The 15021-nt window shown below is 65.8% G+C and carries 11 protein-coding genes; 4 read left to right on the top strand and 7 right to left on the bottom strand.

What is annotated here, in order from left to right:
• Positions 1-22 precede the first annotated feature (22 nt).
• The 7 genes from FHW83_RS19400 to FHW83_RS19370 form a co-directional block, all read right to left on the bottom strand.
• Complete coding sequence (locus FHW83_RS19400; RefSeq protein WP_229224266.1) at positions 23-2002, bottom strand: S9 family peptidase; 1980 nt, start codon at positions 2000-2002, stop codon at positions 23-25.
• Complete coding sequence (locus FHW83_RS19395) at positions 1999-4020, bottom strand: S9 family peptidase (RefSeq protein WP_176647989.1); 2022 nt, start codon at positions 4018-4020, stop codon at positions 1999-2001. Before FHW83_RS19395 ends, FHW83_RS19400 begins: the two co-directional genes overlap by 4 nt.
• A complete protein-coding gene (locus FHW83_RS19390) occupies positions 4017-6032 on the bottom strand; it encodes a S9 family peptidase (protein ID WP_176647988.1) in 2016 nt (671 codons plus the stop codon). Before FHW83_RS19390 ends, FHW83_RS19395 begins: the two co-directional genes overlap by 4 nt.
• Before the next feature lie 83 nt (positions 6033-6115).
• Positions 6116-8173 carry a sodium:solute symporter family protein gene (locus tag FHW83_RS19385; protein ID WP_176647987.1) on the bottom strand — a complete coding sequence of 686 codons (2058 nt, stop codon included), beginning with the start codon at positions 8171-8173 and terminating at the stop codon, positions 6116-6118.
• Positions 8170-8421 (bottom strand): DUF4212 domain-containing protein, encoded by a 252-nt coding sequence (locus FHW83_RS19380; RefSeq protein ID WP_229224275.1) that lies wholly within the window; start codon positions 8419-8421, stop codon positions 8170-8172. The genes FHW83_RS19385 and FHW83_RS19380 overlap by 4 nt, the downstream gene beginning before the upstream one ends.
• Positions 8422-8458: 37 nt before the next feature.
• Positions 8459-9979 (bottom strand): sensor histidine kinase, encoded by a 1521-nt coding sequence (locus tag FHW83_RS19375; protein WP_176647985.1) that lies wholly within the window; start codon positions 9977-9979, stop codon positions 8459-8461.
• Positions 9976-10689, bottom strand: coding sequence for a response regulator transcription factor (locus FHW83_RS19370; RefSeq protein ID WP_176647984.1), 714 nt, complete (start codon positions 10687-10689; stop codon positions 9976-9978). Before FHW83_RS19370 ends, FHW83_RS19375 begins: the two co-directional genes overlap by 4 nt.
• A gap of 144 nt (positions 10690-10833) precedes the next feature.
• Here FHW83_RS19370 and recA point away from each other — a divergent pair, with 144 nt between their 5' ends.
• From recA to sucD, 4 genes are all read left to right on the top strand, one after another.
• Positions 10834-11922, top strand: coding sequence for a recombinase RecA (recA, locus tag FHW83_RS19365; RefSeq protein WP_176647983.1), 1089 nt, complete (start codon positions 10834-10836; stop codon positions 11920-11922).
• Between the two features lie 105 nt (positions 11923-12027).
• Positions 12028-12480, top strand: a complete 453-nt coding sequence (recX, locus tag FHW83_RS19360; RefSeq protein WP_176647982.1) for a recombination regulator RecX — start codon at positions 12028-12030, stop codon at positions 12478-12480.
• A 420-nt stretch (positions 12481-12900) separates the two neighbouring features.
• Positions 12901-14067 carry an ADP-forming succinate--CoA ligase subunit beta gene (sucC, locus tag FHW83_RS19355; protein ID WP_176647981.1) on the top strand — a complete coding sequence of 389 codons (1167 nt, stop codon included), beginning with the start codon at positions 12901-12903 and terminating at the stop codon, positions 14065-14067.
• Between the two features lie 13 nt (positions 14068-14080).
• A complete protein-coding gene (gene sucD, locus FHW83_RS19350; RefSeq protein WP_176647980.1) occupies positions 14081-14962 on the top strand; it encodes a succinate--CoA ligase subunit alpha in 882 nt (293 codons plus the stop codon).
• Positions 14963-15021 lie beyond the last annotated feature (59 nt).

Raw genomic sequence — 15021 nt, 5'->3', positions numbered from 1 at the left:
TGCGCTCACTATAGCGCGAACTTCAGGGCTTGCCGATATTCTTGTCGAGGAAGCGCTCCACCCGGCCCCAGAAGTCGATGCGGTTGTGCGGCAGCGACCAGCCATGGCCCTCCTCGTTGTATTCGACCCATTCGACGTTCTGGTTGCCGGCCTTGACGACGGCGTCGCGGAACTTGAGGCCGTGGTTGATCGGCACGCGCACGTCGGCGCCGCCGTAGGCCATCAGCAGCGGCTGCTTGAGGCGGGCCGCCTGCGCCAGCGGCGAGGTGGCTTGCAGCTGCGCCGCGTCCTTGACCGGGTCGCCGATCAGGTGCGGCATGCCGTACTGCTTCCAGCCGCTCGACAGGTCGGAGCTGTAGAACCAGCCGCCGTCGTACATCAGGTTGATGTCGGTGACGCCCACCCATTCCACGCCGCAGCGGTACAGGTCCGGGTCCTTGATCAGCCCCATCAGGGTGGCGTAGCCGCCGTAGCTGGCGCCGGCGATGCACACGCGCTTGCCGTCGGCGTAGCCCTGCGCCACGGCCCAGCGCGTGCCGTCGGCGATGTCGTCCTGCATGGCCAGGCCCCATTGCTTCCAGCCCGCGTGGAAATGGTCCTGGCCGTAGCCGGTGCTGCCGCGGAATTCCGGCTCCAGCACGGCGTAGCCGCGCGAGGCCAGGAACTCGGCCTCGGCATCCCAGTGCCAGCTGCCGCCGCGCACCCACGGGCCGCCGTGCACCAGCACCACCATCGGCAGGTTCTTCTGCGCGCCCGCCGGCGGCAGCGTCAGCCATGCCGGGATCTGGCGGCCGTCGCGCGCCTTGTAGTAGACCAGCTCGCGCGGCCCCATGTCGGCGGCCTGGATCTGCGGCGCCATGCGCCCCACTTCGCTCAGGCGCTTGCTCTCGGTGTTGTAGATCAGGAAGCGGCGCGGCTGGCGGTCGGAGTACGATTCCACCAGCACCCAGGCGGTTTCCGGCCGCACCGGCGGCGTGATCAGGTTGATCAGGCCGGGCAGGCGGGCGTCGATCTGGGCCTGCAGCGCCTTCATGCCGGGGTCGAACCACGCCGTGCCCTCGGCGTCGGCATGGATGCGCACGCCCAGCAGGCGCTGCTTGCTGATGATGAGCTCGCCACGGAAGTCGAAGCCGTCCAGCTCCACCAGGTGCCGGGGCGCCAGCTTGTTGTTCTTCAGGTCGTAGCGGAACAGCGCGCTCTTGTCGCGGCCTTCGCTGCTGACCACGTACAGCGCGCCGTCCGGACCGAAGGCCAGCGGATGGAAGTCGCCGCCCTCGCCGGTGTAGCCATCGTAGGTCAGCAGGGTGCGCCATTGGCGGGTGGCCGGGTCGAGGTAGCGCAGGCTGGCGACATTCTTGTCCAGCGTTTGCAGCAGGCGCGGCTCGCCGTTCTGATCCAGCAGCCAACTGCGCGCGGTGCCCGGATGGTCGACCGGGCTGGAGCTGCCGTTGCGGGTGTTCAGGCGCAGCAAGTCTTCCGATTCAAGCGCGCCGCCGCCGCTGAAGCCGGCGTCGGTGACGTACACGTAATCGCTGTCCTGGGCGCCGGGCTGGTCCAGCATATAGGTGTGCCACGGCAGCAGCTCGCGGTTGTCGTCGCTGCTGCGCAGGAATTCGTCGCGGCGCAGCGCCAGCTGGCGGTAATGCTTGCCGTCGCGGTCGACCACGTACAGGCCGGGCGCGTAGCGCTGGTCGCGCCGGCCTTTGGCCTTGTCCATGGTGCTGAACATCAGGCGTTCGTTGTTGACCCATTGGGCCTGGCCGATGTCGGTGTCGGAAAACTGCGCCACCATGGTCGCTTTCAACGTCTCCAGCTCGACCACGGCCAGGCCGTCGCGCTTGTCGCTGCCGCCGATGAAGGCGGCCAGGTAACGGCCGTCCGGCGACAGCATGGCGCCGTTGAAGGCGGAGTTATTGAAGAAGGCGGCAACCGGCGGCGGCGCGGCGTGGGCGTGGGCGGCCGCCAGCAGCAGGGCCGCCAGTAGCTTGCGGGAAATGATCAACGTGCGGCTCCAATCTGCTTGCCGAGGAATTTCTCGACGCGGGTCCAGAAATCGATGCGGTTCTCTGGCAGGCGCCAGCCGTGGCCCTCCTTGTCGTACACGATCCACTCCACATTCGGATTGACGGCCTTGACGGCGGCCAGGAATTTCTCGCCGTGGTACAGCGGCACGCGGTGGTCGTCGCCGCCGTAGGCCATCAGCAGGGGCTGCCTGATGCGGGACGCCTGCGCCAGCGGCGAGGTGGCTTCCAGCTGGGCGGCGTCCTTCTGCAGGTCGCCCACCATCAACGGCATGCCCAGCGCCTTCCAACGGTCGCTGAGGTCGGAGGTGGCGCTCCACGCGCCGGTGTACATCAGCTTGATGTCGGTGACGCCGGCCCAGTTGACCCCGCACTTGTACAGATCGGGGTCGTTCACCAGCCCCATCAGCGTGGCGTAGCCGCCGTAGCTGGCGCCGGCGATGCACACGCGCTTGCCGTCGGCGAGGCCTTGGGCGATGGCCCAGCGCGCGCCGTCGGCGATGTCGTCCTGCATCTTCAGGCCCCATTGCTTCCAGCCGCTATGGAAATGGCGCCAGCCGTAGCCGGTGCTGCCGCGGTAGGCCGGCTCCATCACCATGTAGCCGCGCGAGGCCAGGAACTGGGCGTCGGGATTCCAACCCCAGTCGCTGCCGTGCACATATGGGCCGCCGTGCACCAGCACCACCAGCGGCAGGTTCTGCTTCGCCGCGCCGCGCGGGTAGGTGATCAGCGCCGGGACGCTCAGGCCGTCGCGCGCCTTGTAGCGCACCAGTTCCTGCCGGCCCATCTGCTCGGGACGGATGGCGTCATGATTGCCGCCGATCTTGGCCAGCTTGCCGCTGTCGGTGTTGTACAGCAGGTAGACCAGCGGCTGCACGTCGGAGTAGCTGGTGACCAGCACCCAAGGCACTTCCGGCCGGCGCGGCAGGGTAATCAGGTTGACCAGGCCGGGCAGCAGCTGGTCGACCTTCTCCTGCAAGGCCTTGGACCGGGCATCCAGCCAGGCCACGCCCTGCACGTCGGCGCTGTAGCGCACCCCGATCAGCTTGTTGTCGCGCACGACCAGGCTGTCCTCGTCGGCGCCGTCCATGTCCGGCAGGAAGTCGTAATCGTCCATGCCGACCAGCGGTTCGGCGGCGGTCTGCTGCCTGGCCACGTCGTAGCGGTACAGCGCGGTCTTGTCGCTGTTGCGGCGGGCCGCCACGTACAGCGCGCCGTCCGGACCGAAGCCGACCGGGTGGAAGCTGGCGCTGCCGTAAGCCTCGCTGTCCAGCAGCTTGTTCCAGGTGTCGCCTTCGCGCAGGTAGACTTCGTGGCGCTTGCCGAGATCGTTGATGGCCAGGCGCGGCTCGCCCTGCTGGTCGAGCAGCCAGTTGCTGGCGCGGCCCGGACTGTTGACGGCAACCGTGCGGCCGGTCACCGTGTTCAGGCGCAGCAGCACGTGGTTGGTGATCTCGGTGTAGCTGGCGTTGTATTGATCGCGGATGATGTAGACCTCGTCGCTGTCCTGCCGTCCCGGCTGGCCCAGCAGGACGTGATTCCAGTCCAACATGCGGTCCTTCAGCAGGCTGCCGGTGTCGGCCTGGTCGCCCTCGCGGTAACTGGTGCGCGTCAGCTGGCGGAAGCCACTGCCGTCGCGGTTGACGGCAAACAGGCCGGGCGCCAGGCGGTCGTCGCTGTAACTGACGCGGCGGTCGGTGCTGTTGAACACCAGCCGGTTGTCGTTGACCCATTCGAAGTAGGCGATGTCGGCGTCGCCAAAGGTGGCGGCCACCTTCACGCTCATGTCGGCCAGGTTGATCACCGACAGGCGGTCGCGCTGGCCGGGCATGGAGACGCGGGTGGCCAGGTAGCGGCCGCTGGGCGAGAGCTTGGGGCTGCCGAAGCGGCTGTTTTCAAAGAAGGCGCTGGCCGGCGGCGGCTCGGCGGCGTGCGCCGCCAGCGGCGCCAGGCAGGCCGCCAGCAGCAGGCCGGCGGCCAGGGGGAGGGGGAATCTCATTGCGCGCCGGCTCCGATGTTTTTATCGAGGAATTTCTCCACCCGGCCCCAGAAGTCGATGCGGTTCTTCGGCAGCTTCCAGCCATGGCCCTCCTCCTCGTACTCGATCCACTCGACGTTGGGATTGGTCTGCTTGACCGCCTTGTAGAACTTGGTGCCGTGCGGCAGCGGCACGCGCAGGTCGGCGGTGCCGTAGGCCAGCAGCAGCGGTTGCTTGATGCGGGCCGCCTGCAGCAGCGGCGAGGTGGCTTTCAATTGCTCGGCGTCCTTGACCTGGTCGCCCACCAGCTGCGGCATGCCGTATTGCTTGTAGCCGTCCGGCAGGTCGGAGGCGAAGTTCCAGGTGCCGTCGTACATCAGGTTGATGTCGGTGACGCCGGCCCATTCGACGCCGCACTGGTACAGGTCGGGGTCGTTGATCAGGCCCATCAGCGTGGCGTAGCCGCCGTAGCTGGCGCCGGCGATGCAGATGCGCTTGGGGTCGGCGTAGCCCTGGGCGATGGCCCAGCGCGTGCCGTCGGCGATGTCGTCCTGCATCTTGAGGCCCCACTGCTTCCAGCCGGCGACGAAGTGCTTGAGGCCGAAGCCGGTGCTGCCGCGATACTCCGGCTGCAGCACCACGTAGCCGCGCGAGGCCAGGAATTGCGCGTCCGCCGACCATTCCCAGCTGTCGCCGCGCACGAACGGGCCGCCATGCACCAGCACCACCATCGGCAGGTTCTTGCGCCCGCCCTGCGGCACGGTCAGCCAGGCCGGGATGTCCAGGCCGTCGCGCGCCTGGTAGTGGACCAGGGTCTGGCGCGCCATCTGGCTGGGATCGATGGCCGGGTGGGCGGAGCCGACCAGCGTCAGCTTCCCGGTCTCGCTGTTGTACAGCATCACGCGCCGCGGCCAGATGTCGGCGTAGGCGGTCACCAGCACCCAGGGCGACTCCGGCCGCTTGGGCAGGGTCAGCAGGTTCATGGTGTTGGGCAGCATGGCGTCTATCTTGTCCTGCATCGCCTTCATGGCCGGGTCGAGCCAGGTGGTGCTCCAGGCGTCGGTCAGGTGGCGCACGCCGACCAGCTTGTCCTTGTTCATGATGAGGCGGCCGCGAAAGTCGTAGCCATCCAGCTTGACCAGCGGCTTGTCGCCCAGCTTGCCGGTGGCCAGGTCGTAGGTGTAGACCGCCGAGAAGTTGCCCTTGTTGTTCGAGGTCACGTACAGCGTGCCGTCGGGGCCGAAGGCCAGCGGGCGGAACCGTCCACCCTTGCCGGTGTAGCTGTCGTATTCGCCCAGCTTGCGCCACTCCTTGGTGGCCGGGTCGAGGTAGTACATGCTGCTGGTGCCCTTGTCGACCGTGATGGTCAGGCGCGGCTCGCCCTGGTAGTCGAGCAGCCAGTAGTGGCTGTCGCCGGGGCGCTTGACGGTGGCGGCGGTGCGCCCGGTCACGGTGTTCAGGCGCAGCAGGTCGACGTGGTTGAGCTGGCCGGGGTAGCTGATGTCGCGGTCCTGCACGTAGATGTAGTCCGAGTCCTGGGCGCCGTCGTCGTCCAGCAGGTAGGTGTGCCAGGGCAGCAGCTCGCGGCTGGTGCTGCTGCTGCCGTTGGTGATGAAGGGCTTGCCGTTGCGCATGGCCAGCTGGCGGAAGCCGCTGCCGTCGCGGTTGATAGCGTACAGGCCCGGCGCGTAGCGCATGTCGCCCTGCGCCAGGTCGCGGTCGGTGGCGGTGAACACCAGCCGGTTGTCGTTCACCCAGGCGAAGTTGCCGATGTCGGCGTCGGAGAAATTGCCGACCACCTTGACCGCGTTGCTGGCCAGCTCCACCACGCCCAGCATGTCGCGCTTGTTCTTGCCGCCCACGCGCACGGCCAGGTATTTGCCGCTGGGCGAGAGTTCGGCGTCGCTGAAGTCGGGGTTGTTGAAGAAGTCGGCCAGCGCGGGCGGCGGCTTGGCCGGTTCGGCGGCCGGCGCATGGCCGCACAGGATGGCGCCGGCCAGGGCGGCGGCGCGCAGGAAGGAAGGGAAACGCATGGCCTTGCTTATGAAATTGGTAACTCAAGCACAATAGCACCAAGTTATCAAATCCGCCACTTGGGTTTGTATGGCTTTGTATTCTATTGTTGCTCCGGCGCGCGGATGTAATCGACCAGCGCGGCGCTTTGCGGCCCCGGCGCGCGCGTCAGCAAACTGACGCCGATAATCGTCAGCAAGCCCGCCGGCACGCCAAAGATGCCGGCCGAGATGGGGGCGATGTGGAACCACTGGTGGGCCGCGCTGCCGCCCAGCACCGGGTTGGTGTGCAGCATGTAGTAAATGCATACTAAAAAGCCGACCGTCATGCCGGCGATCGCGCCCTGGTGGTTGGCGCGCTTCCAGAACACGCCCAGCACCAGCGCCGGGAACAGCGTCGAGCCGGCCAGCGAGAAGGCCGCGCCCACCAGCGACAGGATGTCGCCCGGCTTGGTCGAGGCGGCGTAGGCGGCGATGAAGGCCACCGCCAGCAACAGCAGCTTGGAGATGGTCACGCGCTTCTGGGTCGAGGCGCCGCGGTCGACCAGCTTGTAGTAGACGTCGTGCGACAGCGCGTTGGAGATGGCCAGCAGCAGGCCGTCGGCGGTGGACAGCGCGGCCGCCAGCCCGCCGGCCGCCACCAGCCCGGAAATCACGTAGGGCAGGCCGGCGATCTCGGGCGTGGCCAGCACCAGCACGTCGGCGTCGATGCTGATCTCGGCCAGCTGCACCACGCCGTCGCGGTTGACGTCGTTGATGCTGAACAGCGGATTGAGCTTGTCGACGTTGGTCCAGTACGACACCCAGTTGGGCAGGTGGGCGTAGTCGATGCCGACCAGCGAGCTGTAGATGTCGTACTTGACCAGCACCGCCAGCGCCGGGATGGTCAGGTAGATCAGCAGGATGAAGAACAGGGTCCAGAACACCGACACCCGCGTCTCGTGCACCGACGGCGTGGTGTAGGAGCGCATCAGGATGTGCGGCAGCGCGGCCGTGCCCAGCATCAGGCAGAACACCAGCGCCAGGAAGTTGTTGCGCTTGATGTCGGAGCTGGCCGGGTCGCCGGGGTAGGGCGTGGCGTGCGGGGTGATGGGCTCGGCGTGCAGCAGGTTCTGCTCGCGCGCCTCGGCCCACATGCGTTCGGCCTCCTCGGCGTTCTTCGGATAGGCCACCAGCTCGCGCTCGGCGCCGCGGATCTCCAGCAGCGAGGCGTTGCGCGCCTTCACGCTGTCGAGCTTGCGCTGGACCTCGATGCGGCCGGCCTCCCACGACGATGGCAGCGACCTGAGGCGGGCCTCGTAGTCGGCGGCGCGCTGGCGGTAGATGGCGCGCACCTCGGCCTCCTTCGGATCCTCCTGCAGCACGTGCTCGCGCGCGCTCAGCTTGGGCAGCAGCTTGCCGTAGGCCACCTGCGGGATCGGATTGTCGGAATGCTTGGCCGACAGCCACATGGCCGGGATCAGGAAGGCCACCAGGATGATGATGTACTGCGCCACCTGGGTCCAGGTGATGGCGCGCATGCCGCCCAGGAAGGAGCACACCAGGATGCTGGCCAGGCCGAGGAAGATGCCGACCGAGAAATCGACGCCGGTGAAGCGCGAGGCGATCAGGCCCACCGCGTAGATCTGCGCCACCACGTAGGTGAACGAGACCATGATGGTGGCGATCACGGCCAGGATGCGCACCGCGCGGCCGCCGTGCCCGGCCTGCTCGGCGCCGCCGTAGCGCTCGGCCAGGAAGTCGGGGATGGTGTACTGGGCGAACTTGCGCAGGTAGGGCGCGATCAGCAGCGCCACCAGGCAGTAGCCGCCGGTCCAGCCCATGATGTAGGCCAGGCCGTCGAAGCCGTGCAGATACAGCCCGCCGGCCAGGCTGATGAAGCTGGCGGCCGAGATCCAGTCGGCGGCGGTGGCCATGCCGTTGAACATGGCCGGCACGCGCCGTCCGGCCACGTAGTATTCCAGCACGTTGGAGGTGCGGCTGATGACGCCGATCAGGGCGTACAGCACGATGGTGGCGAACATGAACAGGTAGCCGATCCACACCCGCGGCATGCCCTCCTGTTCCAGCGCGGCCAGCGCGATCAGGAAGCCGCCAAAGCCGGCCGTGAACAGGCTGTAGTAATAGCGCAGGCGCTGGAAGTAGGTGCGGGCCGGCTTCACGCGGCGTCCTTGTCGAGCTTGCGCATGCGCCAGGCGTAGCAGCCGAGGATGGCCAGGTAGACCAGCGAGGCGCCCTGCGCCGCCAGGTAGAACGACAGCGGCCAGCCGAACACGCTCAGGCCGGCCAGCTCGCGCGCGAAGAAGGCGGCGCAAAAGCCGGTGAGCAGCCACAGCGACAACAGCAGCGCGGTCAGGCGCCGCGCGCGCCGCCAGTGCGCGGCGCGCGACAGGCGCGGCTGGCGTGGCATGTCGCCGGGCGTGCCGGCGCTGGCGGGCTGGTTGGGTTTATCCATAGTGCGGTGCCTCCTCCTCCGGCTCCGGCGGCGCCGGCGGCAGCGGGAAGGTCAGGCGGAACAGCGCGCCCGGCAGCTTGGGCTGGGTGGCGCGCGGGTTGCTGTAGATGTCGACCTCGGCGCCGTGCTGCTGCGCGATCTCGCGCACGATGGCCAGGCCCAGGCCGCTGCCCTCGGCGGTATTGCCGAGGATGCGGTAGAAACGCTCGAACACGCGCTCGCGCTCGGCCGGCGCGATGCCGGGGCCGGTGTCCTCCACCTCCAGGTAGGCGTGCTCCAGCTCGTCGCAGCGCACGCGCACGGTGACGCTGCCGCCGGCCGGCGTGTAGCGCAGCGCGTTGTCGATCAGGTTGGACAGCAATTCGCGCAACATGGTGGGATTGCCGGTGATGGTCAGCGGCTCGCGCGGCGCCTCGAACCCCAGGTCGATGCGGTGCGAGAACGAGGCCTGCACCCAGTCCTGCACCACGTTGCGCGCCAGCTCGCCCAGGTCCAGCGGCTGCATGGCGCTGCCGGACGGCTGCTGGTTCTCGGCGCGCGCCAGGGCCAGCAACTGGTTGACCAGGCGTGTGGCCGCCTCCGAACTCTTGGCCAGCTGTTCCAGCGAGCGATGGATTTCCTGCTTGTCGGTCTGGCGCAGCGCCAGCTCGGACTGCATGCGCATGCCGGCCAGCGGGGTGCGCATCTGGTGCGCGGCGTCGGCGATGAAGCGCTTCTGCATGTCGATGGTCTGCGACAGCCGCGACAGCATCTCGTTGAGCGAGCGCACCAGCGGCGTGATTTCCTCCGGCACCTGGTTGGAGGCGATCGGGCTCAGGTCCTCCGGGCTGCGCGCGCGGATGCGTTCCTGCAGCTGCGCCAGCGGCGACAGCCCGCGCGCCAGCGCGAACCACACCAGGGCCAGCACCACCGGCAGCACGATGAACTGCGGCAGGATCACGCCCTTGATGATGGCGTTGGCCAGCTGGGCGCGCTTTTCCAGGGTTTCCGCCACCTGCACCAGCGCCAGCTGCGGCGCGTGGCCGTCGTGGCGCTCCAGCTGCACGTAGGCGAAGGCGATGCGCACCGGCGTGCCGTGCATGGTGTCGTTGCGGAAGCGCACGCCGCCGGCGCTGCTCTTGTCCTCGTCGTCCAGCACCGGTTGCGGCATGTCGCGGTCGCCGTCGATGTGCTCGCCGCGCGGGCCCTGGATCTGGAAGTAGACATTGTCGATGTCGTCGGCGCGCAGGATGTCGCGCGCCGAACCGGACAGGCTCTTGATGATCTTGCCGTCCACCGAGCGCACCTGCTGCGCCAGCACGGTCACGCTGTCCTCCAGCGCGTGGTCGAACGGCTGGTTGGCGATCGACTTGGCGACCAGGTAGGTGATGGCGATGCTCATCGGCCACAGCAGCAGCAGCGGCGCCAGCATCCAGTCCAGGATTTCACCGAACAGGGAGTGTTGGATATCTTCGTCCGCCTCGGGCGGCGGCGGTTGGTACTCGAGCTCGGCGGCTTCCTGCGCGGGGTTCACTTGTGGCTGTCCCCGGCCTCGGCACTGGCGCGCGCGGCGGCCTCATTGAATTTCTCCAGGCAGTAGCCGAGGCCGCGCACGGTGGCGATGCGCACGCCGCCCACCTCGATCTTCTTGCGCAGCCGGTGCACATACACCTCGATGGCGTTGTTGCTGACCTCCTCGCCCCATTCGCACAGGTGGTCGACCAGCTGCTCCTTGGACACCAGGCGGCCGGTGCGCGCCAGCAGGATTTCCAGCAGGCCCAGCTCGCGCGCCGACAAGTCCAGCATCTGCTCGTTGATGTAGGCGCTGCGGCCGACCTGGTCGTAGCTCAGCGGGCCATGCTTGATGACGGTGGCGCCGCCGCCGGCGCCGCGCCGGGTCAGGGCGCGCACGCGCGCCTCCAGCTCGGACAGGGCGAAGGGCTTGGCCATGTAATCGTCGGCGCCGAGGTCGAGGCCGTTGACGCGCTGCTCGATCGAATCGGCGGCGGTCAGGATCAGCACCGGCAGCAGCGAGCCGCGCGCGCGCAGGCGGCGCAGCACTTCCAGTCCGGACAGCTTGGGCAGGCCGAGGTCGAGGATCAGCAGGTCGAATTCCTGGGTCGAGAGGGCGGTATCGGCCTCCTGCCCGTTTCTTACGCAGTCGATGGCATAGCCGGACTGGCGCAGGGAGCGGGTCAGCCCGTCGGCCAGGACGCTATCGTCTTCGGCAAGTAAAATACGCATTGAAAAACACTCCGGCTACACGAGCCACTATTTTGGCGAGTTTTTGTGCAATCTCAAAGAAATACAAAAACCCGCTTGCATTAAGCACTGTTTTTTTATACAGTGCTACCTGTATCGAACAACCCCACTGGCGGAAAGCACATTATGGACGAGAAAAAAGGCGTAGTACCTGCATCTGAAAAAGCCAAGGCGCTGGCTGCGGCGCTGGCCCAGATCGAAAAGCAATTCGGCAAAGGTTCCGTCATGCGCATGGACGCCAGTGCCCCTATCGAAGAAGTGCAGGTCGTGTCGACCGGATCGCTGGGCCTGGACGTGGCGCTGGGCGTCGGCGGCCTGCCGCGCGGCCGCGTGGTGGAAATCTACGGCCCGGAATCGTCGGGTAAAACCACGCTGACCCTGCAAACCATCGCGGAAATGCAGAAACTGGGCGGCACCTGCGCCTTCATCGACGCCGAACACGCGCTGGACGTGGGTTACGCGCAAAAGCTGGGCGTCAACCTGCACGAGCTGCTGATCTCGCAGCCGGACACCGGCGAGCAGGCGCTGGAAATCTGCGACGCGCTGGTGCGTTCCGGCTCGGTGGACCTGGTGGTGGTCGACTCGGTGGCGGCGCTGACTCCGCGCGCGGAAATCGAAGGCGACATGGGCGACGCCCTGCCAGGCCTGCAGGCGCGCCTGATGTCGCAAGCGCTGCGCAAGCTGACCGGCTCCATCAACCGCACCAACACCCTGGTCATCTTCATCAACCAGATCCGCATGAAGATCGGCGTGATGTTCGGCTCGCCGGAAACCACCACCGGCGGCAACGCGCTGAAGTTCTACGCCTCCGTGCGTCTGGACATCCGCCGCACCGGCTCGATCAAGTCCGGCGACGAGGTGATCGGCAACGAGACCAAGGTCAAGGTGGTGAAGAACAAGATCGCGCCACCGTTCAAGGAAGCGCACTTCGACATCCTGTACGGCGCCGGCACCTCGCGCGAAGGCGAGATCCTGGACCTGGGCGTGGAAGCCAAAATCGTCGAGAAGTCGGGTTCGTGGTACAGCTACAACGGCGAGCGCGTCGGCCAGGGCAAGGACAACGCCCGTCTGTTCCTGCAAGAGCGCCCGGAGCTGGCGTGGGAAATCGAAAACAAGGTGCGCGAATCGCTGGGCGTGCGCGCGCTGCCGCCACTGGCCACCGACAACACCGTGGTCAAGCTCAAGCCGGCCAAGCCTGAAGCCGACGCCGCCTAACGTCATTGGCGCTGCCCACGTCATCCCGGCGCAGGCCGGGATCCATGCTGAGCAAGCGTTCCATGGACCCCGGCCTGCGCCGGGGCGACGCGCCGCGGAGGATTTATGCCTGCATCACCACTCAGCCTGAAGGCCCGCGCGCTGCGCTTTCTGTCCCTGCGTGAGCACAGCCGTCTGGAACTGGGCCGCAAGCTGGCCAAATATGCCGAGGAGGGCGACGACGTCGACGCCCTGCTCGACCTGCTGGAAAAAAACAACTGGCTGTCGCAAGAACGCTTTTCCGAATCCCTCATCCACCGCCGTGCCGCGCGCTACGGCAACAGCCGCATCGTGGCCGAGCTGCAAAGCCACGGCGTCAACGGTGAAGCGCTGCAGGACCTCAAATCCCATCTGGCCGATACCGAACTCGAGCGCGCACTGGAGATCTGGCAGCGCAAATTTGGCGTGGTCGCCAACGATCCCCAGGAGCGCAATAAACAGATCCGCTTTCTGCTGCAGCGTGGCTTTTCGCAACGTGTTGTGCAGAAAGTCATCAAAGGCGCTGAGCTCGACGAGTAATTTCCCTAAGCTTGCGGGTGTGCTACACTCTACGAGTTTTTGCAGCACCGCGGGTGCGGTGGTTGTCCGTAGAAGCTGCGGCAACGTGCGTTTTTAATAAGAGAAATGCGCCAGGCTGCTAACTAATATAAATGCCGCGAGAGCGGTATCGATCTTATGTCTTTGTTAACTCCAGTTATCCGACGTGCGCCGCGGCTCACGCGCGCAAGTGCTGTCCCCAGCAAGGATGGCGCGCGGGATATTGGCGGCCCCCTCTGCATCAAGCACCCCACATTCCTCGCTCTGTGCCCCCAACGCGGCGCAGCGGCTCAGTTTTACCCGCGCTGGGTGGACAAAGCAGCACCGGGTAGCGCGTAGCAACATCATCTGCTTAATCATTCAACCGATTTACTACACATCAGCATCAGAAGGGAAGCCAGCATGAAAATCCATGAGTATCAAGGCAAAGAAATCCTCCGAAAATTCGGAGTGACGGTACCGCGCGGTATTCCGTGCATGACCGTAGAAGAGGCAGTCAAAGCTGCTGAAACCTTGGGCGGCCCAGTCTGGGTTGTGAAAGCACAGATCCACGCCGGTGGCCGTGGTAAAGGCGGTGGCGTGAAAGTCGCCAAGTCGCTGGAACAAGTCAAGGAATACGCCGACCAGATCATGGGCATGCAGCTGGTGACCCACCAGACCGGCCCGGAAGGCCAGAAAGTACGCCGCCTGCTGATCGAAGAAGGCGCGGACATCAAGAAAGAACTGTACGTATCGCTGGTGACCGACCGCGTGACCCAGCGCGTTGTGCTGATGGCCTCGTCGGAAGGCGGCATGGACATCGAAGAAGTTGCTGAGTCCCACCCAGAAAAAATCCACTCGATCGCTATCGACCCAGCCGTTGGCCTGACCGACGCGGAAGCCGCCGGCATCGCCGCCAAGATTGGCGTACCGGAAGGCTCGATCGCTGACGCCGTCACCAACCTGAAGGGCCTGTACCAGGCTTACTGGGAAACCGACGCCTCGCTGGCCGAAATCAACCCGCTGATCCTGACCGGTTCGGGCAAAGTCATCGCCCTGGACGCCAAGTTCAACTTCGACGCCAACGCCCTGTTCCGTCACCCGGAAATCGTTGCCTACCGCGACCTGGACGAAGAAGATCCAGCCGAAGTCGAAGCATCGAAATTCGACCTGGCCTACATCTCGCTGGACGGCAACATCGGCTGCCTGGTGAACGGCGCCGGCCTGGCCATGGCGACCATGGACACCATCAAACTGTTCGGCGGCGAGCCAGCCAACTTCCTGGACGTGGGCGGTGGCGCCACGGCTGAGAAAGTGACCGAAGCGTTCAAGATCATGCTGAAGAACCCAGGCCTGAAAGCCATCCTGGTGAACATCTTCGGCGGCATCATGCGTTGCGACGTGATCGCCGAAGGCGTGATCACCGCCTCGAAAGCGGTTTCGCTGCAAGTACCGCTGGTGGTCCGCATGAAGGGCACCAACGAAGACCTGGGCAAGAAAATGCTGGCTGACTCCGGCCTGCCGATCATCTCCGCCGACACGATGGAAGACGCAGCGAAGAGCGTTGTTGCCGCTGCTGCTGGTAAATAATTAAGGAACCGATATGTCTATTCTGATCAACAAAGACACCAAAGTCATCACCCAGGGTATCACCGGTAAAACCGGTCAGTTCCACACCCGCATGTGCCGCGAATACGCGAACGGCAAAAACGCCTTCGTCGCCGGCGTGAACCCGAAGAAAGCCGGCGAAGATTTCGAAGGCATTCCAATTTTCGGTTCGGTGAAGGAAGCCGCATCGGAAACCGGCGCCACCGTGTCGGTGATCTACGTGCCACCAGCAGGCGCGGCCGCCGCGATCTGGGAAGCTGTGGAAGCTGAACTGGAACTGGCGATTTGCATCACCGAAGGCATCCCGGTCCGCGACATGATGGAAATCAAGGATCGCATGGCCAAGGCCGGTTCGAAGACCCTGCTGCTGGGCCCTAACTGCCCAGGCCTGATCACCCCTGACGAAATCAAGATCGGTATCATGCCAGGCCACATCCACAAGAAAGGCCGTATCGGCGTGGTGTCGCGTTCGGGCACCCTGACCTATGAAGCGGTGGGTCAGCTGACCGCCCTGGGCCTGGGCCAATCGTCGGCAGTCGGCATCGGCGGCGACCCGATCAACGGCCTGAAGCACATCGACGTGATGAAGATGTTCAACGACGATCCAGATACCGACGCGGTCATCATGATCGGTGAGATCGGCGGTCCGGACGAAGCCAACGCCGCGCGTTGGGTCAAGGACAACATGAAGAAACCGGTGGTTGGCTTCATCGCCGGCGTTACCGCTCCTCCAGGCAAGCGCATGGGCCACGCCGGCGCGCTGATCTCGGGCGGCGCCGACACCGCGCAAGCCAAGCTGGACATCATGGAAGAGTGCGGCATCAAAGCCACCAAAAACCCATCGGAAATGGCACGTCTGCTGAAAGCCATGCTGTAATTTCGGTTGTGGAATAATAAAGGGGAGCCTGCGGGCTCCCTTTTTTCGTTTATGGAGAG

The organism is Duganella sp. SG902, from assembly GCF_013376005.1.
Classification (GTDB): Bacteria; Pseudomonadota; Gammaproteobacteria; order Burkholderiales; family Burkholderiaceae_D; genus Rugamonas.
Note: the sequence above shows the minus strand (reverse complement) of the source record. Positions and strands in the feature narration are given on the sequence as shown.

Coding starts and splice junctions, on each gene's coding strand:
- FHW83_RS19370 (WP_176647984.1), bottom strand. CDS start 10,689: ATGCGTATTTTACTTGCCGAAGACGATAGCGTCCTGGCCGACGGGCTG.
- FHW83_RS19380 (WP_229224275.1), bottom strand. CDS start 8,421: ATGCCACGCCAGCCGCGCCTGTCGCGCGCCGCGCACTGGCGGCGCGCG.
- recX (WP_176647982.1), top strand. CDS start 12,028: ATGCCTGCATCACCACTCAGCCTGAAGGCCCGCGCGCTGCGCTTTCTG.
- recA (WP_176647983.1), top strand. CDS start 10,834: ATGGACGAGAAAAAAGGCGTAGTACCTGCATCTGAAAAAGCCAAGGCG.
- sucD (WP_176647980.1), top strand. CDS start 14,081: ATGTCTATTCTGATCAACAAAGACACCAAAGTCATCACCCAGGGTATC.
- FHW83_RS19395 (WP_176647989.1), bottom strand. CDS start 4,020: ATGAGATTCCCCCTCCCCCTGGCCGCCGGCCTGCTGCTGGCGGCCTGC.
- sucC (WP_176647981.1), top strand. CDS start 12,901: ATGAAAATCCATGAGTATCAAGGCAAAGAAATCCTCCGAAAATTCGGA.
- FHW83_RS19390 (WP_176647988.1), bottom strand. CDS start 6,032: ATGCGTTTCCCTTCCTTCCTGCGCGCCGCCGCCCTGGCCGGCGCCATC.